21 protein-coding genes are annotated in these 23,063 nt (G+C 60.4%); 8 read left to right on the top strand and 13 right to left on the bottom strand.

Translation table 11 applies throughout. From position 1 onward, the window contains the following. Positions 1-24: 24 nt before the first annotated feature. Complete coding sequence (locus tag NKI96_RS00915) at positions 25-1,638, bottom strand: extracellular solute-binding protein (protein WP_023822875.1); 1,614 nt, start codon at positions 1,636-1,638, stop codon at positions 25-27. A gap of 356 nt (positions 1,639-1,994) precedes the next feature. Here NKI96_RS00915 and NKI96_RS00910 point away from each other — a divergent pair, with 356 nt between their 5' ends. From NKI96_RS00910 to NKI96_RS00900, 3 genes are all read left to right on the top strand, one after another. Continuing rightward, positions 1,995-3,023, top strand: a complete 1,029-nt coding sequence (locus NKI96_RS00910) for a LacI family DNA-binding transcriptional regulator (RefSeq protein WP_023669472.1) — start codon at positions 1,995-1,997, stop codon at positions 3,021-3,023. Positions 3,024-3,438: 415 nt separating this feature from the next. Beyond that, positions 3,439-4,329, top strand: a complete 891-nt coding sequence (locus NKI96_RS00905; RefSeq protein ID WP_023822878.1) for an adenylate/guanylate cyclase domain-containing protein — start codon at positions 3,439-3,441, stop codon at positions 4,327-4,329. A 726-nt stretch (positions 4,330-5,055) separates the two neighbouring features. Next, the gene (locus tag NKI96_RS00900) at positions 5,056-5,316 is read left to right on the top strand and encodes a hypothetical protein (RefSeq protein ID WP_023689435.1); all 261 of its coding nucleotides are present in this window, start codon (positions 5,056-5,058) and stop codon (positions 5,314-5,316) included. 275 nt (positions 5,317-5,591) lie between these two features. On the opposite strand, the gene NKI96_RS00895 is transcribed toward NKI96_RS00900, so the two are convergent. Next, positions 5,592-6,563: a DMT family transporter gene (locus NKI96_RS00895; RefSeq protein WP_023689436.1), complete on the bottom strand. Its 972-nt coding sequence runs from the start codon at positions 6,561-6,563 to the stop codon at positions 5,592-5,594. On the opposite strand from NKI96_RS00895, the gene NKI96_RS00890 reads away from it, so the two are divergent. The 5 genes from NKI96_RS00890 to NKI96_RS00870 all read left to right on the top strand — a co-directional run bounded on the left by NKI96_RS00890 (position 6,550) and on the right by NKI96_RS00870 (position 11,248). Continuing rightward, complete coding sequence (locus NKI96_RS00890; protein ID WP_155921724.1) at positions 6,550-7,314, top strand: CGNR zinc finger domain-containing protein; 765 nt, start codon at positions 6,550-6,552, stop codon at positions 7,312-7,314. The two genes, NKI96_RS00895 and NKI96_RS00890, sit on opposite strands and share 14 nt — an antisense overlap. 272 nt (positions 7,315-7,586) lie before the next feature. Further along, entirely contained in the window at positions 7,587-7,790 is a 204-nt protein-coding gene (locus NKI96_RS00885; RefSeq protein ID WP_023669466.1) for a CsbD family protein, read from the top strand. A gap of 174 nt (positions 7,791-7,964) precedes the next feature. Continuing rightward, the gene (locus NKI96_RS00880; protein WP_023734086.1) at positions 7,965-9,452 is read left to right on the top strand and encodes an ATPase domain-containing protein; all 1,488 of its coding nucleotides are present in this window, start codon (positions 7,965-7,967) and stop codon (positions 9,450-9,452) included. Next, positions 9,452-10,489, top strand: coding sequence for a sensor histidine kinase (locus NKI96_RS00875; RefSeq protein WP_023822882.1), 1,038 nt, complete (start codon positions 9,452-9,454; stop codon positions 10,487-10,489). The genes NKI96_RS00880 and NKI96_RS00875 overlap by 1 nt, the downstream gene beginning before the upstream one ends. Positions 10,490-11,056: 567 nt before the next feature. Next, positions 11,057-11,248 (top strand): DUF3606 domain-containing protein, encoded by a 192-nt coding sequence (locus NKI96_RS00870; protein WP_023715431.1) that lies wholly within the window; start codon positions 11,057-11,059, stop codon positions 11,246-11,248. Between the two features lie 13 nt (positions 11,249-11,261). Here the strand turns inward: NKI96_RS00870 and ligD are convergent, their stop codons facing one another. From ligD to NKI96_RS00815, 11 genes are all read right to left on the bottom strand, one after another. Beyond that, positions 11,262-13,031 carry a DNA ligase D gene (ligD, locus tag NKI96_RS00865; RefSeq protein WP_352802552.1) on the bottom strand — a complete coding sequence of 590 codons (1,770 nt, stop codon included), beginning with the start codon at positions 13,029-13,031 and terminating at the stop codon, positions 11,262-11,264. Positions 13,032-13,127: 96 nt separating this feature from the next. Continuing rightward, positions 13,128-13,487, bottom strand: a complete 360-nt coding sequence (locus tag NKI96_RS00860) for a DUF4112 domain-containing protein (RefSeq protein WP_352802549.1) — start codon at positions 13,485-13,487, stop codon at positions 13,128-13,130. A 55-nt stretch (positions 13,488-13,542) separates the two neighbouring features. Continuing rightward, on the bottom strand, positions 13,543-14,037 hold the full coding sequence (locus NKI96_RS00855; protein WP_023682271.1) for a YidB family protein: 495 nt from the start codon (positions 14,035-14,037) through the stop codon (positions 13,543-13,545). A 110-nt stretch (positions 14,038-14,147) separates the two neighbouring features. Next, entirely contained in the window at positions 14,148-14,462 is a 315-nt protein-coding gene (locus NKI96_RS00850; RefSeq protein WP_352802546.1) for a DUF6894 family protein, read from the bottom strand. A gap of 20 nt (positions 14,463-14,482) precedes the next feature. Then, entirely contained in the window at positions 14,483-16,456 is a 1,974-nt protein-coding gene (locus NKI96_RS00845; protein ID WP_023821090.1) for a D-apionate lactonase family protein, read from the bottom strand. Further along, positions 16,453-17,547 carry an ABC transporter ATP-binding protein gene (locus NKI96_RS00840; protein ID WP_023669457.1) on the bottom strand — a complete coding sequence of 365 codons (1,095 nt, stop codon included), beginning with the start codon at positions 17,545-17,547 and terminating at the stop codon, positions 16,453-16,455. Before NKI96_RS00840 ends, NKI96_RS00845 begins: the two co-directional genes overlap by 4 nt. A 12-nt stretch (positions 17,548-17,559) precedes the next feature. Beyond that, on the bottom strand, positions 17,560-18,408 hold the full coding sequence (locus NKI96_RS00835; protein WP_023827582.1) for a carbohydrate ABC transporter permease: 849 nt from the start codon (positions 18,406-18,408) through the stop codon (positions 17,560-17,562). After that, positions 18,408-19,403: a carbohydrate ABC transporter permease gene (locus tag NKI96_RS00830; protein ID WP_245264565.1), complete on the bottom strand. Its 996-nt coding sequence runs from the start codon at positions 19,401-19,403 to the stop codon at positions 18,408-18,410. The genes NKI96_RS00835 and NKI96_RS00830 overlap by 1 nt, the downstream gene beginning before the upstream one ends. Before the next feature lie 30 nt (positions 19,404-19,433). After that, positions 19,434-21,089: an extracellular solute-binding protein gene (locus tag NKI96_RS00825; protein ID WP_023689443.1), complete on the bottom strand. Its 1,656-nt coding sequence runs from the start codon at positions 21,087-21,089 to the stop codon at positions 19,434-19,436. A 120-nt stretch (positions 21,090-21,209) separates the two neighbouring features. After that, on the bottom strand, positions 21,210-22,262 hold the full coding sequence (locus tag NKI96_RS00820; protein WP_023821091.1) for an NAD(P)-dependent oxidoreductase: 1,053 nt from the start codon (positions 22,260-22,262) through the stop codon (positions 21,210-21,212). Between the two features lie 14 nt (positions 22,263-22,276). Then, positions 22,277-23,053 (bottom strand): HpcH/HpaI aldolase family protein, encoded by a 777-nt coding sequence (locus tag NKI96_RS00815; protein WP_023807875.1) that lies wholly within the window; start codon positions 23,051-23,053, stop codon positions 22,277-22,279. Between the last annotated feature and the right edge of the window lie 10 nt (positions 23,054-23,063).

Here is a 23,063-nt window from a genome sequence, read left to right as displayed (position 1 = left end):
CCAGCGCTGATCCAGGGAGACGGATCAGCTGATTGGATCGAGAACAGTCGGCCAGGCCTCCTTGTTGGTCCTTATGGCTTCAAGCAATTTGTCCTCGCCGATGCGGCGGGCGATCTTCTTCCACTCCGCTTCCGTGTCGGCCATCGCCTGTTCCGCTGTCTTGGCCTTGGTCAGCGACGCCATCAGGTTTTCGTCCAATGCGTTGTGGAAGGCGGTGGCGCCGGGATAGTTGATCGTCGGCACCGTGCGGGCGACGGTCTCGCGCACCACGTCGATGTGGTAGGCGTGGTAGGTCTGGCGCACCAGCGGATCGGAGAAATCCGAGAGCCGGAACGGATCGAGATAGCCGCCCGGATTGGCGCTCATCCAGGCATAGATGCGGGCGGAGCCCAGCCACTGCAGCAGGAGGTAGGCGACCTCCTGGTTTTTCGACTGAGACGAGACCATGCCGGTCAGCGAGAACCACAGCACGGAACGGCTGATCAGCTTGCCGTCGACTTCGCGGCCGGGCGGCAGCATCGAGCCGATCTTGCCGGTGACGGCGGAATCCTTGTTGCCGGCATTGTCGAGGAATTTCGGCAGGTTCGAGAAGGCGCAGGTCATCGCCGCGCCGCCCTTGGCGAAATTTCCATACTGCTCCGGCCAGCCCCAGGAGATCGCGTCCGGCGAGTGATGAACGAGCGAGCCGACATATCCGTTGGTGGCGGCAATGCCGTGCTCGGAATTGATCAGCGGCTTGCCGTCGTCGCCGAACAGGAACTGGTTGGGCGATGCCATCGAGACATAGCGCTGATACCAGTTGGTGTAGCCCCAGCCCTGGTTGCGCAGGTCGGTGGAGCCGAACAGGCCCTTGTCGGGGCGCTGGAAGAAGCCCGCGATGTCACTGTGCTGCTTCCAGGTCTTCGGCGGCGCCAGATCGTAGCCCAATTTGTCCTTGAACGCCTTCTGCTCGGCGGCGTCGCCGAACAGGTCGCTGCGGTAGACCCAGGTCTGGAAGTCGCCGTCCAGCGACACGCCATAGTTGGACCCGCGATATTTGTTGAGCAGCGACACGCCCTTGGCGCCGTCGACATAGCCGGTCTTGGGATCGTCCCATTCGGGCTTGTACTGGGCGACGAAGTCGTCGAGCTTGGCGATGCCGCCGGTCTCGGCAAGGTCGCCGAGGCGGTTCCATTCCGTCGAGTAGATGTCATAGGCCCCACCCTTGGTGGAGATGTCCTGCATCGTCTTGGTGAATTCCTGGCCGTTCGGCAGGCCGACGATCTCGATCTGGATGCCGGTTTCCTTTTCCCACAGCTCCTTGATCGACGGCGCACCCGCTGGGAAAGGCTGTGTGAGTTGGCCAATCGAGCCATCCGACAGGCCAAGTACGATCTTGGCCGGTGCCTTGCCAGCTCCCTTCAAGGCCTTGGCCGCCTCAACGGCACGGCCTTCCGGCGTGTCGGCGCCATATTGATAGCGCTCGGCGCCCTCGAAACCGGTGGGGCCGCCGACCATGCCTGGCGCCAGCGCGTCGGCCGCAAGGGCACGGCCGGGACGGATGAATTGCGGGGCGATACCGGCCGCAGCCACGAACGCCGCCGCCTTTCCTCCGGACGCCAACAAGCCGCGTCGCGATATGCGGATCAGATCAGACATAGGAATTCCTCCCTCAGGGCCAATGTTTCCTCCACAAGCCCGTTGAGGGATATTGACGGCAGCACCGGAAGGCTGTCAACATCATAAATACTCAAAATACATCGTAACACCGCAACTGCGGAGAAAATACGTGATGCAAAGGTCGACACACGGGCTCAATGCCTCGATTTGATGGGAAATCTGCCTTTTCTGGCACGCGACTATCACGCCGGGCGACGCGATTTAGCCCAACCTCCTTGCGCATCGGCTAAGGCTCGATACATCATTTCCCATCAGAATCGCTGATGGCTGGCAGCTGTGGCCGTCGGACGGGCTAGCGGCATTGTGCGATCTGATGCATTGAGGAGATGAAGACGGTGCGTTCCACCTTGACTGACATAGCCCGGGAAGCCGGCGTTTCCGCCGCCACCGTCGACCGCGTGCTGAACAACAGGCCAGGTGTGCGGGCGCGCACGCGTGAGATCGTGCTCGAAATGGCGCAGCGCCTCGGCTACATCGCCGAGGGCCCGAACGGAGCGCCGCCCAGGCCCTCACCTGGAGAGGTCATCCGTCTGGACTTCGCTCTGCCGGCCGGCACCAATTCCTTCATCAAGATGCTGCATCGACACATCGAGGCGCAGGCCTTGGCGCGCCCCGATCTCGACGTCCACATCGCCACCATAGAGGGCTTCAACCCCGACCGGCTCGCCCGCCTGCTGCAAGAATTGCGTGGACAGACACAAGGCGTCGGCGTGATCGCGCTCGATCATCCGACGGTGCGCGAGGCGATCCGCTCGCTGTCGGCCAATGACGTCAAGGTGGTGACCATCGCCTCCGACATCCTGCATGTTCCGAGAGTGGCCTATATCGGCATCGACAACCGCGCCGCGGGGCGGCTGGCCGGCTATCTGCTCAACCGCTTCATGGGATCGGAACGCCCAAGCAAGGTGGCGCTGTTCGCCGGTTCGCTGTCCTATCGCGGCCATGAGGAACGCGAGATGGGATTCCGGCACATCTTGACCGAGGAGTCGCCCAATCTCAAGATCGTCGAGATGCGCGAAATGCTGGATGACCGAGAGAAGGCTTATTCGGAAGCATCAGCGCTTCTGGACCGGCACCCCGATCTTGCCGCGATCTACAATGTCGGCGCCGGCAACACCGGCATCGCTCGGGCGCTCAAGGAGCGTGGACGCGCGAAAGACATTCTCTTTCTCGGCCACGAGGTGACAGACGGCACCAAGGAACTTTTGTTGGATGGGACGCTCGATGCGGTCATAGATCAAAATCCGCGCGTCGAGGCGCGGGAAGCGCTCAACATTTTAAGCCACTCTGTCAGGCACCTGAACTATGAACCGCATCAACCACGACTTCAGGTGATCTTCAAAGAGAATATACCTGAAATCTGATCAATGGATCCGTGATCTTATCGCAAAGCACAGCGTTGGCGTCGCCACCGGTCCCAAATACGAACGAGAGCCCGAATGATCTCGTCAAAGCCGCCGATCTGGCACTATTCCGTGCGAAGTCGGAGGGCCGAGATCGGGTCGTGGTTGATGGTGCATGAGAAGGCCGTCGCCCGTTGCAACTCGGTCAGCCTTTCCGAACCTAAAAAGACAAGTCCACTCATAGCACCGAAGTCGCGAACGATTGGGGCGAAGAGGGTTCTGGATGCCGGCACGAAGCCGACGAATGGCATATGCCCGACCGTCCGCGACGATCACCTGAGGCATCGCCCCGGCCCCAGGCGCACGAGCAGACATGTCGCAGGCAACCTCGTGTGTTATACACGCACGCTGACTTTTTGGGTCGGACACGAGATCGATGGACCAGGAAACGCTTCTTGCCGCAGTCCTCTTAGCTGATGTCGTGGGCAGCACGCCACTCTATGAGCGGATCGGAGACGATGCCGCTCTACAGCAGGTCTCGCATTGCCTGGACACGATGCGCGAGATCGTCGCCAAGCACGGTGGTGATTTCATTTACTCGAAGGGCGATGACATACTCAGCCTCTTCGAGAGCCCGGAAATGGCGCTGAGGGCCGTCTGCCAAATCAGCCACCAACTGACTAAAGGTCCGTTAAGCGCCCGTATCGGATTGCATTTCGGGGCGGTCATTCGCGCGCGGGGCGCGATATTCGGTGACGTTGTCAATGTCACAGCAAGGTTGTCCACCACGGCGAACCCCGGAGAGGTGCTGATCAGCCAGAGCTTCTGCGAAGCCCTTTCCCCGAGAAGCCGCAAGGGCCTGCGGCTCCTCGACAAAATGGCCTTGAAGGGGAAGCAAGAGTTCTTCGATGTCTATACCCTGTGGAGCGACGATGGGGCCCCCGGTACGCAGATCACCAGCCATGGCGCCACTACAGATAGACGCTCGGTCCTGCCGCGGCAGATTCATCTGGTCATCCGCTACAGAGATCAGCTGCGATCCTGTCGAAACGGCGAATCCGTGACAATCGGCAGATCGGCGGAATGCGACATCATCGTCGAGCGGCCCTGGGTATCGAGGTCCCACGCCGCCTTCACCATATTGAATGGCAGAGCTCGGCTTCTCGAACGAAGCTCTTCGGGCACGTTTGTGTCCATGGGACTGGGCCATGAAGTATTCGTACGCCGTGAAGATATTATCCTCTTCGGCTCCGGCGTCATCTCGCCTGGAGTGAAGTCGGCACTCGACGAAGCCCAGCTTCTTCACTACGAAATTGTCTCGGATTGACCCGGCCCGGCTACTAGCTCGACCGGTTTAGAGCTGGTTCGCTGGCGCCCTCAATGTCGCGCCGTACTCTTCAGCCATTGGGATCGACCGTTCAACAAGGCCAATCCAGGAACGTCTGACTTCCGTTTCCCTCGTTGAGTTCGACGGAGCCGCGGCCGGTGCATCTCCCTCGACGAACGCTTCATCAGACCATTTGCGCCGCAATAGCTCCTCGACCACCTGCGAAGGCTCGCGATTGGGCTACCGTCACGAAATTGGCGCAGAAGCGCAGACCACTGATATATCGCGACCTCGAGATGGAGCTCGATACCACCGTATTTGCAGCACCGGGGAGATTCCTCTTGGGCCGATCGAGTTCAAGTTGGTGCGCCACATGCTCGAGAATCCTGAAAGGTGATCAGCCGTGATGAATTCACCGCAGCTGGCTGGTCGCAGAAAGCCAGTGTGAGCGCCCAGGTGGTCGACGTTCACATGAGCCAGTCGCGAAAGTTGTTGAAGCAGTCGTCGCAGAGTTGCCATTCGCACCCTGCGGCTTGCCGGCTATTCTCTCGAAGACACTGCGGGCTGACGATCTCGGCGATTGGGTTCAGAAAGGTCGCTGCGTGAGGCCGCAAGGGGACCGACCCAATGGGAAAGGTCTTGGCAGCTAGGGGACTTAACGCCACCGACATTGCAGCCGGGCGCTGCTCTAATCGAGAGAAAGTCTGGGCGTATAGAACAAGCGACATGAGCGTGTCGGATTGTTTGCATTCAAACGACCTTTGCGACGTTATCCGTGCCTTCGCCTTGCTGGTGCCGGAGGAAATCATGACGTCGCCCGACAATTCGGTCGAACTCGTTCGCGACAAGAAGTGGACGGTCCGCGTCACCGCCTACGGCAGCACCCTGACGTTTCCGTTCGAAGCAGAAAGCTATGCACGTTCTTATGCCGATGGTCAGGCATTCCGTCTCGGCGTTCAGGTGGCGGAACTGAAGCGATGCGGCTGACACTTTGTCGACGCGTTGGCGGATAGCCTGCATCGCGATCGGAACGAATAGGTCGCTGATTGCAGCCTCGCGATTTTTCCATCAAATCCCGCCTACAATCTTGACAGCAACTCGGCAAAATCCCTCGCCGACTAGTGTTTTCATATGAGCTGGAGCTTTCCTCGCCGCCGGTGTAGGCGGGATACGCTGCCGGGAAAGCCCTCTTTTCGCATAGACGCGAACCTTGTGCTTTTCCATCTCAAGGCTGATTGGCGGCTGGATGCGCGCGCCGTCTTTCATATTCTGCCATCGGCCCGCGCGGAGCGTGGAATCAACGGCGGGGAAGCGGATGATGTTTCCTGTTTGCGCTCGCGTAGCGCAAGAAACGCTGCGAAGAGCATGATAGCCATGCCGATGATGTCGATCAGGCTAACCTCCTCGCCGTAGGTGATGATGCCAAGCACGACGGCAATCACGGGTGAGACGAAGGCAAATGCTCCGGCGCGCGAGGCGCCGATTTCGTGCAGGAGCCGGATAAAGAGTGTGTAGCCTATGAACGAACCAAACAGCACGAGGAACAGCCACCCGACCCAGGCCGGCCAGCCCCAATCGCCTTTTAGAGCCGCGGCCGCGCCTGGCTCCACAACGAGTGAGATGAGAATTAGGAATGCGCCCCCGAAAAGGGTGGTGAAGCCGGCGATGAAGTCCGATGAATATACCTCAAGAAGCGGCCGCGCGAGCACCGAACCCCATGCATAGATTACAGCTGCCGACGCCACCGCTGTCATCGCCAGCAGCCGGAGCCCCCTGCCCTGCTGGTCTGCGTGTGTCCAACTAGCATAGGCCTCGGGCCCGAACAGGATGCACAGACCGGCCGCACCGAGCAAAATCGCAAAGAGCCTGCGGCCGTCATAGCGTTCGTCCCCCAGAAGCAACGCAAATCCAAGCAGCGTGACAGGGGTCAGCGAAAGCTCAAGAACAGCCGCGGTGCCCGTATCGACATAGAGCATGCCCCAAAAGAGTGGGCCATAGCAAAGCGGAATCATGAACAACGTAACAACGAAAAGACGCGGCCAACTCCTTTTCGCCACCCGTGGTAGAGCAGCGCCCCTTAGGCGCGTCGCGCTGAGGATCAGCAAGCCGGCTACTGTAAAACGCGTGCCTGCGAACATCAGAGGCGGCACGGTGGCGATCCCTGCCTTGATACCGATCCACGTGGTGCCCCAGATCACACATAAAACCAGAAATGTCGCTGTGTTGCGGTTCATCGGAAGCAGCCTTCGCTGGGCGTTGTTGGTTCGTCGTAACGGCCAAAGGACGTTTATTTCGTTACAACGGCCTCTTGCCAATACGGTTCCGCCAACCGATGTTTCCGGGATGGATGGTGCGAAGACTATCGTCGACATGCGCATGGTTGGCGGTCACCCCTGCTTGGACTTCGTCAACACGGTCGACGCGCGACGCGATGTGTGGGGGCCAGACCTCTTGCAGACCTATGCCGACCTGGTCGTCTGGGCTGGACGTGCCGATTTGATCGACGTCGATGAGGCGCGAGCACTGCTCGCGGAGGCTTCCGCCCGCCCGCTCCTTGCGGAGGCGGCATTGGAAAAGGCCAAGATTTTGCGCGAGGCCGTTTACGCGGCTCTCCAGACCGAGGCGGCAGGCGCCCGGGCGCCGGACGATGCCTTGCAAATCGTGCGCGATACAGTCGCCCTAGCCCTGCCGAAGCGCTCGCTTTTCCCGTCCGGCGACCGCCTCGCTTGGCAGTGGACCGACGCAGCCAGTCTGAACACTATCGGCCACCGCGTGGCCTTTGAGACAGCCGAGTTTTTGGTGTCCAGGAATGACCGCCGCCGCGTGCGCGAGTGCACCGGGCCGAACTGCGGTTGGCTTTTCATCGACACCTCGCGTGGCGGGCGCAGGCGGTGGTGCTCGGATGAGAGCTGCGGCACACGCAGCCGGGTAAGGCGCTTCAGGGCAAAAGCCGCAGGGAACATGGCTCCCAACAGAAAGAATTAGTATCTGACGCCAGGCTTGGATGACGAACGCAGCATAGTGGCTTCACGCTATCCCTGTCGGTGTTTGTTCAACGAAGCTGGTCTCGCGAGCGACTGTGGCCAAGACGGTGGAGAACACGGCCGGCGCGGCAAGCCATCATCGCGTTCCAGGGCGGGTTGCTTCGGGGCCGCCTACCTCGCCACGCTTCGATCGGTCGATCTGCTCAAACTTGACGGGAACTCCGCTAGCCTGACGGCGTTTTTCTCAGTCCGAAACAAACAAGGATAGGTGCCATGGACTGGAACCGTGTCGAAGGCAATTGGAAGCAGGTAAAGGGCAAGGTCAAGGAACAGTGGGGCAAACTCACAGACGATGATCTGGACCGTATTGCCGGTAACCGCGATCAGTTGGAAGGCAAGATTCAGGAGCGCTACGGCATTGAGAAGGACCGCGCCCGGCGCGACATCGATGACTGGTATGGCCGGCAAGGCTGGTAGGTCGCCGGTTCCAAACTGAACTTGAAAAAGGGCTCCGAGAGGTACGGCGCCCTTTTTTGCCGCGTTTCTTGTCGCCTTTTCGTGAGTCTCACGACAAGGGCGCTCACCGAGAGACGTGGAACCGCGAAAGGTGCCTGTCGTTATCTGGTTCTCGAAATTACATTGGGGGATTAGTTGGACAGAGACGACGCCTCGGCGATCACAACTGGAGTTAGCGGCCTCGACTACATTCTTCGTGGCGGCTACGCCAGGAACCGCTCCCATCTCATCGAAGGGAAACCAGGTTCTGGAAAAACCACTCTTGGCCTCCAGTTTTTGATCGAGGGCGCCAAGAATGGCGAGACATGTCTTTACATCACTTTGTCAGAAAGCAAGCGCGAACTGCTCTCGGTTGCTGGCCGTCACGGCTGGGATCTGAAGGGGGTGCAAATTCTTGAACTTGTGCCGCCGGAGCTCAGTTTCGATCCTGCGCAGCTACAGACATTGATCCATTCCTCGGAATTGGAACTCGGCGAAACCGTGCAGTCTGCCATGGTCGAGATCGGACGCGTCAGACCCGATCGCGTGGTGTTCGATTCGCTCTCTGAAATTCGACTTTTATCGCAAGGGTCACTGCGGTACCGGCGCCAGGTGTTGGCATTGAAGAGCTTCTTCATGCTCAACAATGTGACGGTGCTTATGCTCGACGACCTGACCGCTGAGCAGGATGACCTCAATTTGCATTCGATCAGTCACGGCGTCATTCGGATGGAGCAGCTGTCGCCCGTCTATGGTGGAGAGCGTCGGCGGCTACGCGTGATCAAAATGCGCGGCGTGCAGATCCGGGGCGGCTTTCACGATTTCGTCATTCGCCCAGGCGGCGTTATCGCCTATCCGCGGCTCGTTGCAGCCGAGCATGAGGTGGCCGAGCATGATACGCCGGCCATGAGCAACAACCGGATCGACACCCTGCTTGGCGGCGGGCTGGCCCGTGGTACCAGCACGATGCTGATGGGGCCGTCTGGCGTTGGCAAGTCTACAATTGCCTGCACCTATTGCTATGCCGCACTCGAGCGTGGCGAGCGTGTGCTGGTGCTGTTGTTTGACGAGACAAAGCGCATCTTCTTGGCGCGCGCCGCCGGGCTCGGCATGGACCTGGAGCCGTTTGCCGAGGACGGCACGCTGATGCTTGAATCTGTCAATCCGGCTGAGCTTTCACCAGGGGAATTGTCTTCGCGCATCCAAGCGGCCGTCGAAGAATCCAATGTGCGGATCGTCGTGATCGACAGCCTAACTGGCTATCTCAATGCCATGTCCGAAGAACAACATCTGGTGCTTCAGATGCACGAGATTCTCACCTATCTCAATCAGAAGGCAGTGGCGACGATCCTGCTGTTGGCCAATCACGGGCTGTTTGGGCAAACGGCAGCGCCGGTCGACATGACCTATCTCTGCGATTCCATCATGCTTCTGCGCTTCTTCGAGAACGCAGGTCAGTTGAGACGCGCGATTTCGGTTGTCAAGAAACGTGTCGGCCCCCACGAAGAGACGATTCGTGAGTTTAAAATCGGCGGTAACGGCGTGGCCGTAGGTGAGCCACTGGAACAATTCCGCGGTATCCTGATGGGATCTCCGGAATTTGAAGGCAAGCCGACAGACCTTCTGAGGGACAAGGCGCTGTGATGTCGTCCAGCCCCGCCGTTCTCGTGCTGGCGCCGCTTGGCCGTGACGCGAGGGTCGCGGCCTCCATCCTGGCTACAAACCAGATTGCCTCGCGTGTGTGCGGCAGCTTGGAAGAGGCAGTGCCGCTTCTCGACGAGGCTCAGTGCCTTGTGGTGGCCGAGGAGGCCCTGCTCAGTTCCGATCGAACGCAGTTTGCGGCCTGGCTTGAAGCCCAACCCGCATGGTCGGATTTTCCGATCGTGCTTCTGACGATGCGGGGGAACGAAGTCGACACGCGAGTGGCATTTCTGGACCGCTATCTGATCGTGCTTGAACGGCCATTTCTGGCTTCGAGCCTCGCCAACTCGGTGCGCTCCGCCTTGCGTGCCCGCGCCCGCCAGCGTGAGGTCCAGTCCTACATCGAACAGAAGCGGGAGGTCGCCGATCGGCAGAAATTGCTCATCCGCGAGCTGCATCACCGCGTCAAGAACACGCTGGCCAACGTTCGCGCCATGATGGGCGCGACGGCCAAGTCGAGCGGCAACGTCGATGATTTCGTACGCGATTTTTCAGCCAGGCTCGTTTCCCTGGCCCAGACCCATTCGATGCTTACCGACGATTATTGGCAGACTGCCTCGCTGCACAAGCTGCTCGAAAGCGAGCTTGACCACTATGAGACGCGCGACAGGCCGCGTATCGTTATGGAAGGCCCGAACGTAGCGCTAGTCGCCGACATTGCGGTCCCTGTCGGGATGGCTTTCCACGAACTGGCCTCCAATTCGTCGAAGTTTGGCGCGCTTTCGCAAACGGGAGGCCGCCTTGATGTCCGCTGGTCGTTAGGCGGGTCCGGCGATACACAGATCGTCAATCTTGACTGGCGGGAACGAGATGGGCCGAAAGTCGAGCAGCCCAGTCGCCGGGGGTTTGGCACGACACTTCTGGAAAAAGTCGTGACCGTGCAATGCAACGCCAAGATCGAATTGAACTACCATCGTGACGGCTTGCAGTTCACCATGGCCTTGCCGTTGCGAAACACGCGCCTTGTGCCGGCTTACTGAGCGGCAACGGAAAGGCTGGCTGGGCGCCGCGATAGGGATTAACTGAGCGTCACTCGGCAGGCTGGTCTAGCGCTTTGGCCAAAACATCAGTTCCGAAAAAGACCGCCTCTATATCTCCCATATGCCTCTGCAACATTGCGAGAGCTCCGGCGCGGTCTATGCGGCCGACCTTGGTGATGAAGTCGAACTCGTGCCGCGGCGCTGTGACCCGGGTCATGCGTCCTAGACGAAACTTTGGGCTCCCGGAGCGCAGTTTTGTCGCCTTCGTGGTCACCCCCCGCCATTTTGCTCACGATCCTCGTTGATAGCCCGGATGCGCATCTGAATCATCTGCGACCCGTCTGGGTTCCGACTGGCGTCGTAAAAAACCAAGAGGCCCGCAGGCAGGCTCGATCGACGGTCAGCTATCCCGAACAGCAAACGAAATCACCCTCGCCTTTGGCCAACCAACTTTCGCCAGATCACCTTCGCAATGCCTGGTCGGACAGCCCGCGCCTCTGGCGGCCGAAGTGAGGCGCCGGGAACATACAACGTCGGTCGTTGTTTCTCTGATCAGGAGGAAAGATAATGGCAGACGATAAGAGCAAGCGTGATTTTCGAGATCGCAATCGTGTATCAGTCGATGAAGATTATGAGGTTCGCTATTTCGCCAAACAGCATCGTATCACGCCAGAACAGGTCCGCGAACTAATCAGAGAACACGGCAACGACCGGAAGAGGCTCGAACGCGAGGCAAGAAAACGGGCTGATATCGGCTGATGGTCGCGACGCATCACGCGGCTTTTCGACGAGCGGGTCTGAAAGGCTGCGCGAGGGTGAAAACGTCTGGCCGGATGCCCGCCTCGACTTGCTTCCATGTGACCGGGTGGGCAATTGGGAAGCCGGGCCGCGCTCGCGGGGAAAAAGCGCCTATTGCGGTATTGCCCCGTCCGTTGCGGAGATAGTCGAGAAAGATCCGGCCTCCTCGGGCTGCGGGGTCAGCTGACAACAGGTATCGGTCAGGATAGGTATCAACCAGACGGTGGGCGAGCGACTTGGCCAGATTCCGGGCGCTGTCATGGGTCATCTTCGCAACGAGCGGGGCCATCAAGTGGATGCCTTTGCCGCCAGTGACCTTTGGCCAGCTCTCCAAGCCTGCCGCTTCCAAGATGCCCCGTAGCGCCAGCGTGGCCTCGATCACAGCGTCCCATGGCACGCCTTCTCCGGGATCGAGGTCGAGGACGAGCCGGTCCGCATGTTCGATGTCTTCAATCGTCGCGTTCCAAGGATGAAGCTCAACGGCATCCATCTCGACCAAGCCAAGCAGACCATCCATGTCATCTATCCATACCCGAACGCCTTCGCCGCCTTCGCGCTTTTGAACGCGGAGCTGGTGCACGGACGACGGTATCCGAGGTAGCGGTCCCTTGTGATAGAAGGTTGCGCCGGAGGCGTGGCGGACCAGCTTCAGCGGTCGCCGAACGAGATGAACTAGAACTTGATCAGCGACCCGCCGCCAATAGTCTGCCAACTCTTCCTTGGAAGGTGCAACCGCATCGGGTAGCAGCTGGAGAATGTTCTCGCGCGGGACGCCGTGTTGTCCTTCCGACCTCCGCTTGGACGGCGATGGAGGCTTGGGCGGGATTGCCTGAAGGTCCTCGCGGAGTCCCTTGAAGACCGCCTCACGCAAGATGCCCCGGTCCGACACGCCACTGAATTGCACCTCGGCAAGAACGTCTGGTTCGACCCATGTCGCCTTGGGCTTCTTGATCGGCTCCGACAGCGGTGACTTGGCGATTACAAGCGGATCAAGCCGCTCCCTAACGCGCCGGGCTGCGTCCAGCGTATAGCCGGTCTGGGCCTTCCCGGCATAAAGCAGCCGGTCGCCCTCTCGCCTGCCGATGTACAACGATGCGATGCGGCGCGGCTGCGCGCCAAGTTTCTCGACGAAAGCCACGATTGGAAAAGTGTCGCTCTTGACACATTTGACCTTGACCCAACTGGTCTGGACGCCCGAGCGGTAGTGAGCATCCGCTCGCTTGGATACGATTCCCTCTATGCCCATCCGGCAGGCATGGTCGAACATATCCTTGCCGTTCACCTCCAGATGCTCGGCATAAGTCAGGGTTGGCTCGGTTTCGGTCAGCAGCTTCTTCAGCGCAGCCTTGCGCTTCACTAACGGTTGTTCCCGTAGATCACGGCCATCGAGGTACAGGAGGTCGAAAGCGTAGAGAGTCATCCGCAGCGAACTTGGGTTGCCCAGCTCACGTTCCAGGGCTTGATAGTCCGGCAGGCCGGTGTCGCCCAGGACGACAGCTTCACCATCGATGATAGCGGATTTGACCGGCAGCCTTGCCGCGGCCTGAACAATCCTCTTGTAACGGTGGGACCAATCGTAGCCGCGACGCGTGAATGCTCGCGCCTTTCCGCCTTCAACGACCAGCTGCGTCCTGTAGCCGTCATATTTGATCTCGTGAAGCCAATCTCCGCCTTCGGGAGCTTTCTCGACCAGTGTGGGCGATTGGAACTCGATGAACGAAAGCCGGTCAATGGCACTGGTCATATGCTCGCGACTCCAGGAATCGCGACTCAAGCCCCAGCGCCCCTGTCGGTTCCGAGCCTTTTAGAAGAATTGCATCGCGACGATTGGTTATCCGCCTCACTTGTTGATGTGACGGCGCAGCAGAGTGATGTTGCGATTGTTCGCCTTAAAATAGACGTCGAAGATCGAGCCGAGAATTGGGACACTTCCTACGAGCGTATCCAGCAGCACGTTGCCTAGCATGCGGGCGACCAACCCATTTCCGGCACCGACGTTTCGAGCTCGCAAGACGATGTAGGCCGAGACAATGCCCGTCGCCGCATCTCCGAGTACGGGAAACAGACCTACGAGCGCATCCAGTCCAAAACGAATTGATGTGCCTGGAATGCGCCAGCGGGAATCGAGTAGCGCGGCCAATAGATCCAACTCGGCAAGTACGTTTGCTGTATGACCACCGTGACCGCCCTGCCCGATCATGCCAACTCGCGCGCCAGTACGATTTAGTATCTCTCCCTGATGGATAGCCGTCACCTTAGATATCGCTTTGACCGCCTGAATTCGCTTGCGTCCTGTGCGATGGCACGTCGTCGAGCAAGGTCGTCTCACCGGAGCTTTTCGGCGCCTCAACGGGCAATTCACCAGTAGGCGTCATTTTGCTGACGGCCTCAGGCAAATCTCGCGTGATCCGGCTTATGAGCTCCTCGCGCGAAAGGCCGGTCTGCATCGAGAGGGAAGTCAGGGTGTCTTCGTCTATGGCTGCTTCCACCTCGCTTGGCTGGATCGGCTCGTTCGGCCCGGTGCCTACCCACGAATCGACCTTCGATCCGGCGCCTGCCCCTCTGAACCGGTCGAGAATATCGCCAAGCGCGGTCCCCGAAACGCCTTTTGAAAGCTGATCCAGAATCCCGCCTTGCGGATCATTTGGGTTGCGATCGCCCGCTCCACGGATCATGTCGCCGATCTTGTCGCGATTTTGGTATGCCAGAACGCCGAGCATCGCGATCGCCAATTTTCCCAGGTTAGCCATTGGTACCTCCACTGTTCAATGGACAAGGGCTCAACATCACAAAAGTTCCGACTGGCGACGATCTAATTGAATAAGGGCTGGCGTATCGACACAGACGTGAGCGGTCGTCCCTAAAGCGGCGTGTTGTCGTTGGCCTGCCGGGCGGCTTCGGCCTCGGCGACGTCGATCGTGCAAAGCTCGTTGCCTGCCTGATCGCGCATCCGTACTAACCATCCGGTCATATCGTCATCGCCCAGATCAGCCAACAGGCCGATTACGCAACGGATCGCTTCGGCGCGAGCGGCCTCAAAACTTGGCGTCTCGGCAGGCGGAACCTGGCGAGCCTGGTCGGCGTCGCGATATTCGAACGTATAAGCGAGATGGATCCCGCGCGCTGCCTTAGAGTATGGAACTACCACCCTCATCTTTGACGGGGGTTTGGCCAAACAGCGAACATCGGCTAGGCCTAAGACGATCGATCGAGGTCGACTCGCGCGACGGCGTAGGCGCCAAGCGAGATGCTTTGATCATCCAGCGGTCTTGCGGAACTTTCCATGAAGTCGGGATCGGTTGCCGCCCGCTCGAACTGCTCGGCGCCGAGAAGAGCAATGCGGGCGCTGCTCGGCGAATCCGAAAGCCTCACAGATTGCGTCTTGGCGGTAAGGTTAGCGAACCACAGGGTCACGCGGCGATCTTTTTCAGCCGCGATCGTCACGACGCCGTCACAGCCGGAAGTTCCTACGGACAGCAAGGTGGCTCCGCCGAGCTTTGAGAGACCAGCCAAGACATGGAAAGCGGGATAGACCGTTGGGCCATCCTGCTGGTCATACCATGGCTGCACGAAATCAGCCTTCCTATGGATTTGGCCAAAGGGGCCGGCGAAGTCACCGAACGCGACGGCATCGATTCCTTCGCGAGCGCAGGCCGCGAAATATCCGACAGTCCAAGCCGCATTGAACAGCCCGCGCTGACGAGGATCAATGCGCGATAGACAGACGCGAGCGTTCGCTTCATTCGGCGTAGTGGATTTTCCGTATGGGTTCTCACGGCAGCCGAGCTGGATGGGACCGATACGCAGTGGCAAGCGTTCCCCCATGAAAGCATGCGCGGAGCGGATTAGATGGGGGATTGCCTGAAGTGTCTCCATCACCGAGACATCATCTGCGGCGTGCACGCTGGGACAGGTGGTGAAGGTCACGTAGTCGAGCGCTTCGGCTGGCGGACGCTTGCGGTTGAGTTCGGTGAAGTAAGCGGCCATGCCGCCGCCCAGCGCGATGCCCGGGAAAGCCCGGCGAGCGGCGGAGTAGCTTTCGTGGAAGCTGGGCATAGTCGGCCACGGTGCTCCCGGCTGTACGGATGTCATGTCCTGCGCCGGAAAGACGGAGACAGCTTCTAGTTTGAGGCCGAGTGAGTGGACAGCATCCGCGACCGGCGCCAATTCGCCGAATGGATCGCGCGTGCCCTTGGTGATAATCTCGAGGACCACTCCAGCGCCGGTCAGCCGTGCGAGCGCGGCGTAGTTTTCTAGTTCGTCCTGGCCGTGTGCGATCCGGAGATCGACCTGGCAGACCATCCACTGGGGAGCCATTCGTCGTAGGAGCTCGGGGGTTTCGAGCGCGTGCTTTGCCTCGTCGGCGGCGACGCCGACGCCAGTGCGGGGCACTCGGCCGACCGGTCCGCCGATCGTCAGGTTGATGAGTGGATTGCGATTTTCAGACGTCCCGGCAGGGAGCGTTCCTGACACGTGAAGCCGGACGGCCTGCGTGAATTTCTGGCCCCTGGGCAGTCTGTAAGGCCACGGGCGACGCAGAGGGCGGACATATGTTTTATACGAGGCGTCAGACCAATTGCGTTGGTCCTCCATCTCAAAGGCATCACCCTCCATGGTGCATGTCGCCCAGATCCCAGGCGCGATCTCGTGCGACAACGCCCGGATGTCGGTGAACGGACATTTTGGATCGATGTGGTCCGGCAAGAACGATAGCTCGTCGTGACCATCCTCATGCAGCACCTTTATCGGCTTGCCGGCTAAGCCCTCGATCGGATGAAGGACGACGAAGCCGGTCCGATTCGTCAAAAGGTCGGTCTCGGGCTCTGCCTCCGCCACAAACGACAGCGCACCATCGCCACGGCCTGAGACGCGCGCCCGGCAAATCAGGCGGCCGGATGTTGCAGCACATGTTGCACGGTATTCAATGGCGAACGCATCCGGCCTCTCGTCGATCCGCAGATCATCGAGAACGGTGGTACATGTTCCCCAGTTTTCGTCCCGTACAAGAAACGAGATTCCGCGCAAGACCTCGATCGTCCCAACGTGGATGTAACGCAACGCCCCATTGTCGAACGCGACCGACAAGGATCCGGCGCGCAGCGTGCGCAGCGGTGCCTCGAGCTCTTCGGTGCCACACAAGCGGACTGCCAGGGAAGCTGCCGAGGTCAAATTGCGCGCTCCGTCGTGGCGTCGAAGATCGAGGCCCGGTTCATGTTGATGTCGATCGCAAGCTTCTCGCCCGGACGGCTGACATCGTGCGCCTGCAGCTCAGCCATCACCGGCGCGCCGGCCAGTCGGAATGTCGCGTAACTGCGCGAGCCGGTCGGCTGCAGCAGGTCGATCGTTGCCTCATAGCGAAACGTGCCCTGCTCCGGCGTTGCAGTGTGCGCACGAGTGAGGTGTTCTGGCCTCAACCCGAGCAGCACCTGCTGTCCGTCCGCGACGCCCTTCAGCCCCCTGCCGCGCGCTAAAGGCAGCAGTGCATCCGCGAGCCGGATGGCAGCGGCGCCTGCGTCCAAGGCAAGGGTACCTGGCAGGAAGCTCATCCGCGGCGAACCCAGGAACCCAGCGACGAACGTTGAGGCCGGGTGCTCGAACAACTCGAGTGGCGCGCCCTGCTGCTCTATCAACCCGTCGCGCATCAGCACGATGCGGTCAGCCAACGTCATCGCTTCGATCTGGTCATGGGTGACGTAGATCATCGTTGTCGCAATGTCCTGGTGAAGGCGTTTGATTTCGCCGCGCATTTCGTCGCGAAGCTGTGCGTCGAGGTTGGACAGCGGCTCGTCGAACAAAAAGATGCGGGGGTTGCGGACTATGGCGCGGCCGATGGCGACGCGCTGGCGCTGGCCGCCGGATAATTGGCGCGGAAAACGCCCCAGCAAGGGAGTGATGCCAAGCATGCGTGCCGCCTCGGCCACGCGCACCTCGACCTCTGGCTTCGGCATCTTGCGAGCCTTGAGGCCGAAGCCAATGTTCTTGGCCACGCTCATATGCGGATAGAGCGCATAATCTTGAAACACCATTGCCACGTCGCGATCGCGCGGCCGGAAATCATTGACCACCTCGCCGCCGATCTCGATCGTGCCTTCCGATATCTCCTCCAGGCCGGCGATGGTCCGGAGCAGCGTGGACTTGCCGCAGCCGGACGGTCCAACCAGAACGGTGAACTGGCCGTCGCGAATGTCCAGGTCGATGCCGCGCACGGCATGGAACGCGCCGTAGCGCTTGTGCAAGCCGGTAATTTTGACTTCGGCCATGCGGGAGCTTTCCTAACCGCGAACGGCGCCGAGCGTCAGCCCGCGCACCAGATGACGTTGAGCAAGGACCCCAAGGGCGATCGATGGCACAAGGGAGACGATGGCAAGGGCCGCGGCTTCGCCATATTGCGCGCCCTGGAAGCCGATGAAGGCGCGGAAGACCGTTGGCAGTGTAAAGGCAGTTCGGCTGGTCAAGATCAGAGCGAAGAAGAACTCCGTCCAGCATGCAATGAAGGCGAAGACAGCCGCCGCGACGATGCCCGGTGCTGCGAGCGGCACGGCAACGCGCCAGAACGCCTCCCATCTCGTGCAGCCATCGACGAGGGCCGCCTCCTCCATCGACTTCGGCATGCCGCGGAAATAGGCGAACATCATCCACACCGAGACCGGCAGCGTGAAGACCGTATAGGCGATGATCAGGCCGACATGAGTGTCGTAGAGCCCGACCTGGCGATAGATCAGGAACACCGGCAGCACGATCCCGATCGGCGGCAAAAAGCGCTGCGACAGCACCCAGAAAGACAGATGCTTGCCGCCGGTGTCGTAGCGCGCCAGGCTATAGGCCATCAGCGTGCCGAGCAGCGCCGAAAGCACCGTGGCCGAAAGCGAAATAATCAGGCTGTTGATGAGCCCGTCGAGACCACGATAGGCGAACAGCGCAGCTTTGTAGTGGACAAGCGTCGGAGCGGCGGGGAACCAGACAGGCGGTACGGTGAGGTAGTCGTCGCTGGGCTTGATGGAGGTGTTGAACATCCAGTAGAGCGGCCAGAGCACGAACACCAGGAAGAACCCCAGCAGCAGAATTCGGCCGATCGGCAACGACCGGCGTTTCCTGCGGCGGGCGGGCGCGACGGCGGCCATCAGACCGGTTCCACCTTCAAGAGCCGACGCACCAGCAACGTCACGATGAGCGCCGTAAAGATCAGGAACAGCCAACTTCCTGCTGTTGCCTGCGACAGATGAAACTGCGTGAAGCCTATGGTATAAAGATAATAGGAGGCCGTGTAGGTTTGTGTTCCTGGGCCACCCCCTGTCATGATGAAAATGGTATCGAACATACGGATTGCGTCGAGCAGACGGAAGGTCAGCGCCAGCAGCATCATCGACCCGAGATGCGGGAGCGTGATCGCCCAAAAAACCTGCCAGGCGTTGACGCCGTCGAGTTCTGCCGCCTCATAGAGATTGGGTGGGATTGCGGTCAGCCCGGCGAGCAGGATGACGAACATGAACGGCGTCCACTGCCAGACATCGGCGATGATCAGCGAGACGTAGAGCCACGGGCGCTCCGTCATCCAGCCGATCGTAACCTCCTGCCCCAATAGTTGCGTCAGGACATAGTTGGTCGGTCCAAAAGGCCGCTGTAAGAGCAGCGTCCAGGCTTGGCCAACGATGACCGGGCTGATGAACAGCGGCACGATCAGGATCGACATGATCACACCGCGGCCCGGAAAGCTGCGCACCATTGTCAGCGCCACCAGGAGGCCGAGAACGAACTCTATAGCGACGCTGATGCCCGACAGCGATGCTGTCAGCAACAGCGACCAACGTGCTACGGGATCGAACACGACCCGCTCGAAGTTCTTCAATCCGACAAAGGCGTGGCCCGGCACCTGGAAGTCGTAGTTGATGAAGGATACCACCAGCGAGAACAGAAGCGGATAGATCGACAGTGCCAATATCAGCAGCACAGCGGGGGCGACCAGCAGCCACTTGAAATGACGGTCAGCCCATTGGGCAAAGGCAGACAGCCGGGGCGGTGCGCCGGCGGCCTTCAAATGGCGGATCGTGGCTGTGGGCTGCATAGGCGTATCCAATCGCCGCTTAGCGGGGAGGTGTTGCGAGCCAAGCGCCCGCAACACCAATTGCTCCAGAGAGTCCGCCTCCCTTCAGAGGGTGACCGCCATGCCAAGTTTTTCCACCGTGTTGTCGGCGGTGGCGCCAGGCAGTTTCAAGAACTCGGTGTAGAAGCCCTTCTGCGAATCCACACCCAGTCGGTCGGTCGTCTCGTTCCACTCGGCGGCCGCCGTTTCAAGCGACGCCTTCGGATCCGCACCAGCCCACACCGCCGTGCACATGCGATCGATGCTCAAGAAGTAGTCCTGCGCGCCTGGCATGATCGGGTCGAGCAGACCGACGTTTGCCGAGTTGTTGAGGTTGGCAAGGTACTCCTTGGCACTCGGGAAGAGCGCGCCGTAGAGCTCGGACTTGAAGTGCGAGATGCGGTACGGGTCGCGTAGCGCGTAGGGCAGCATGCAACGTGCCAGCGAGACGGGTGGCGAGCATACCCACTGCATGAACAGATACGCCGCCTCAGGGTTGGGCGAGTCGGCCGACAGTGCCTTGTTGTAGCCGGTGGCATGTTCCGGATTTCCCGGAACCACGGCATAGCCGACCTTGCCGGCGATTTGGGACTGCGGAATGAAGTTGATTGCCGTGGCCGACTGCGAATAGTTCGCCGCCATACGGCCGCTAGGAGGCCAGGAATAGATCATCGCGACTTTGCCGGTCAGGAAAGCCGCCCACAAGGAGACGGCGTCGAGCTCGTTGTTGCCGGGGATCGAGGCCTTGTTTGCGGCGAGCATGTTTGTCAGCGTCTTGACGCCGGCATCCGAAACCAAACCTGCCTTCATGTCGTCGCCGAAGAGTTTTCCGCCGTTGGCCCGGTACTGCTGCAGAAAGTCGAACTGATTGCCGGGGCTGCCCGCCTTGCGGAAATGTCCCGCGCCATAGACCTTTGGCGCCATCTGGTCGGTGATGAACTGGGCGATCTGGGCATATTCTTCCCATGTCTTGGGCGGTCCAAGCTTGGTGTTGAACTTCGCCTGGTAAGCCTCCATCATTTTCGGATCCTCGAAAATGTCCTTGCGGTAGTAGAGAGCGAACATGTCGCCGTCGTCGAAGAACCCCCAGATCTTGCCCTTGTAGGTCGGCAGCGCCTTGTACAGGGGATGATAGTCCTCGAGGTCTGCCGGGTTCATGTATTTGGCGATGTAGTCGTCTAGCGGGGCGATGACGCCGCCATCGGCAAGCGACGGCGTCCAGGCCGGCGAGATGTCGAGGACGTCATAGGCACCCGAGCCGGCGATGTGCTCGGCGACCGCCTTGGAGTACTGGTCCGGGTTCGACAGCTCGACGACATTCGACTTCATCCCGGTAAGCTGCTCCCACATCGGCCCGCTGAAATTGCGCGGGTCGAGTGCCTGCAGGCCAGCCTCGTAGGTCATGTTGAGGGTGACGCCCGAATGCGCCTTGGCCGCCTCCGCCGCGCGAAAGGCGGAACCGTCCGCAGGCCCTTCCTTCGATGCTTTCAGGGCTGCGGCCTGCGCCTGGCCGAGCGGCGACGTGCCGTCCGCCAATTCCAATGTTTGCTGCGCCAGCGCCCAATCGGTCATCATCCCCAGCAGCGGGCCGGACACGGCCAACATGCCGGTCATCTGACCGAAGCGGGTGATGAAAGTTCGGCGGGTGGTTTCGCCGCGCATGAAGGCGTCGACCTCTGCTTCGAGACCTGCCTGAAAGTCACGTTTTTCACGATCGTTCATAGTGCTTGGTCCTCCCATTTTCCTTTTGCTTCACTCGTCCGCCGGCGCAGCGGTCAAGCATTTCCTCCCGTAAGGTCGCCGCAAACAGGCCGCGGCGGCGCGCCGAAAATCAGTGTCCTCCTAGGTTCCAAAGCGGGCGGCGAGCCCAGACAGCCTGGTCTTCCACAGCTCGCTCGAAAGCACCTCGCGATTGACCACGCCGCGCGGCTCGCGACCGCGCTGCACCTCCATTACCGCTTTGACGTCCGCGGCACCGTTGCCGGCAAAGCACTGGTCGGTCCAGCAAAGCGCGTGCGGCGCCAGGATGACATTGTCGAGTTTGAGGATCGCATCGTCTGCGTCGGGAGGCTCTTGTTCCAGCACGTCGAGACCGGCGCCGGCGATGCGGCGCTCCTGCAGTGCTTGCGTCAGAGCTTTCTGGTCGACGATCGGGCCGCGCGCGGTGTTGATCAGGTAAGCTGTCGGCTTCATCAGGGCGATCCGCTCGGCATTGACGATGTGGTGGGTCTGGGGCGACAGGGGGCAACTCACCGACAGCACGTCGGCGCGGCGAAACAGATCCTCCAGCCCTACCAGCTCGACGCCCAGCTCGGCAGCGACCCCCTTGTCGGCAAACGGGTCATGGGCAATGAATTGCATGTCAAAGGGCTTCGCCAAGCGGAAGACCTCGGCACCGATGTTGCCGATGCCCAGCGACCCAAGCGTACGCCCGACGAGGCCGACCCCCATATGTTCGGAGCGCTTCTCAAAACCAACAGACCCTTTGCGGGTGAGCGCGTCCTTTGTCAGCAGCTTGCCGGTCAGCGCCAGCATGAAGGTGACGACGGATACGGCGACGGGCCGTCGCACGCCATCGGGCGTGATGACCAAGGCAATACCGGCTGCGGTGCATGCCTCAACGTCGACAGTGTCGTAGCCGACCCCGAAGCGGGCAACGACGGCCAGGCGGCCGCTCCTGGGGACACTCGTGGCATCGAAACGATGGGCGAGGAGGATCAGCGCATCGAAATCCTCAAGTTGGTCGGCGCGAAGCGGACTGTTTGACTCCAGGAACACCATCTCGACAGCTGTCGCATTGCGCAGCGGCTCCAGATCGAAATCTGGGTAGGTCGGCGAGCCGTCCGGCCTGCGGAAATCACCGGAAAGCGCCACCCTGAATTTCACGCTGTCCATCGTCTCCTCCGCTCCTATTGGCACCCGGCCCGGATCTTGGAAACCGCGTCGGCGATCGCGTCGTGCAGGACCCAAACGTCGCCTGAATAACAAATGAAATCGAAGCCCTGTGCGTAGAACTCGTGTCCCTGGGCGACGTTGGGCACCAAGCGTCCAAGCGATTTGTTGTGCTTCTTGGCGGCGGCAACGATTTTGGCCATTGCAGCAGTGAAAGTGGGGTGGGCGAAGTCGCCAGGAATGCCGAGCGAGACGGACAGATCGAAATGTCCGACCCACAGACAATCGACCCCGTCCAGTCCCGCGATGCCGTCAATGTTCTTGACGCCGTCGGCGGTCTCGATCAGGCAGATGAACGTCGAGCGCTTGTTGGCGGCATCGAATTTGTCAGCGACCGAGCCCGGACGGTAACGGTCATGAGCGATCTGCAGCGCCACGCCGCGGGCGCCGGCAGGGTGGTATTTCATGGAGTTGATGATGTGCTGCGCCTGTTCGACGCTGCTCACCATCGGCGCGATCAGGCCTTCGGCGCCCATGTCCATGGCGCGGGCGAGGAAATGGTAGTCCTGCGACGGCACACGCACCATGACCGGCAGATCGGCCGCCTCGAAATAACGGATCGCACTCTTCAGCGTTTCCAAGCTAAATCCCGAATGCTCCATGTCGAAAAAGACGAAATCGCAGCCAGCGGACTTCAGGATGTGACCGATTCCCGGCGTGGCGAACTCGGCGACGAGCGTACCGAGCTTGACCCGCCTGTGAGAAGCTAACGCCCTGAGACTTGGCTCCGACATGCACTTCCTC

Origin of the sequence: Mesorhizobium sp. M0292, from assembly GCF_040321695.1 — a bacterium.
Classification (GTDB): Bacteria; Pseudomonadota; Alphaproteobacteria; order Rhizobiales; family Rhizobiaceae; genus Mesorhizobium.
The sequence above is the reverse complement of the archived record's forward strand: the minus strand, read 5'-3'. Positions and strand labels throughout refer to the sequence as shown.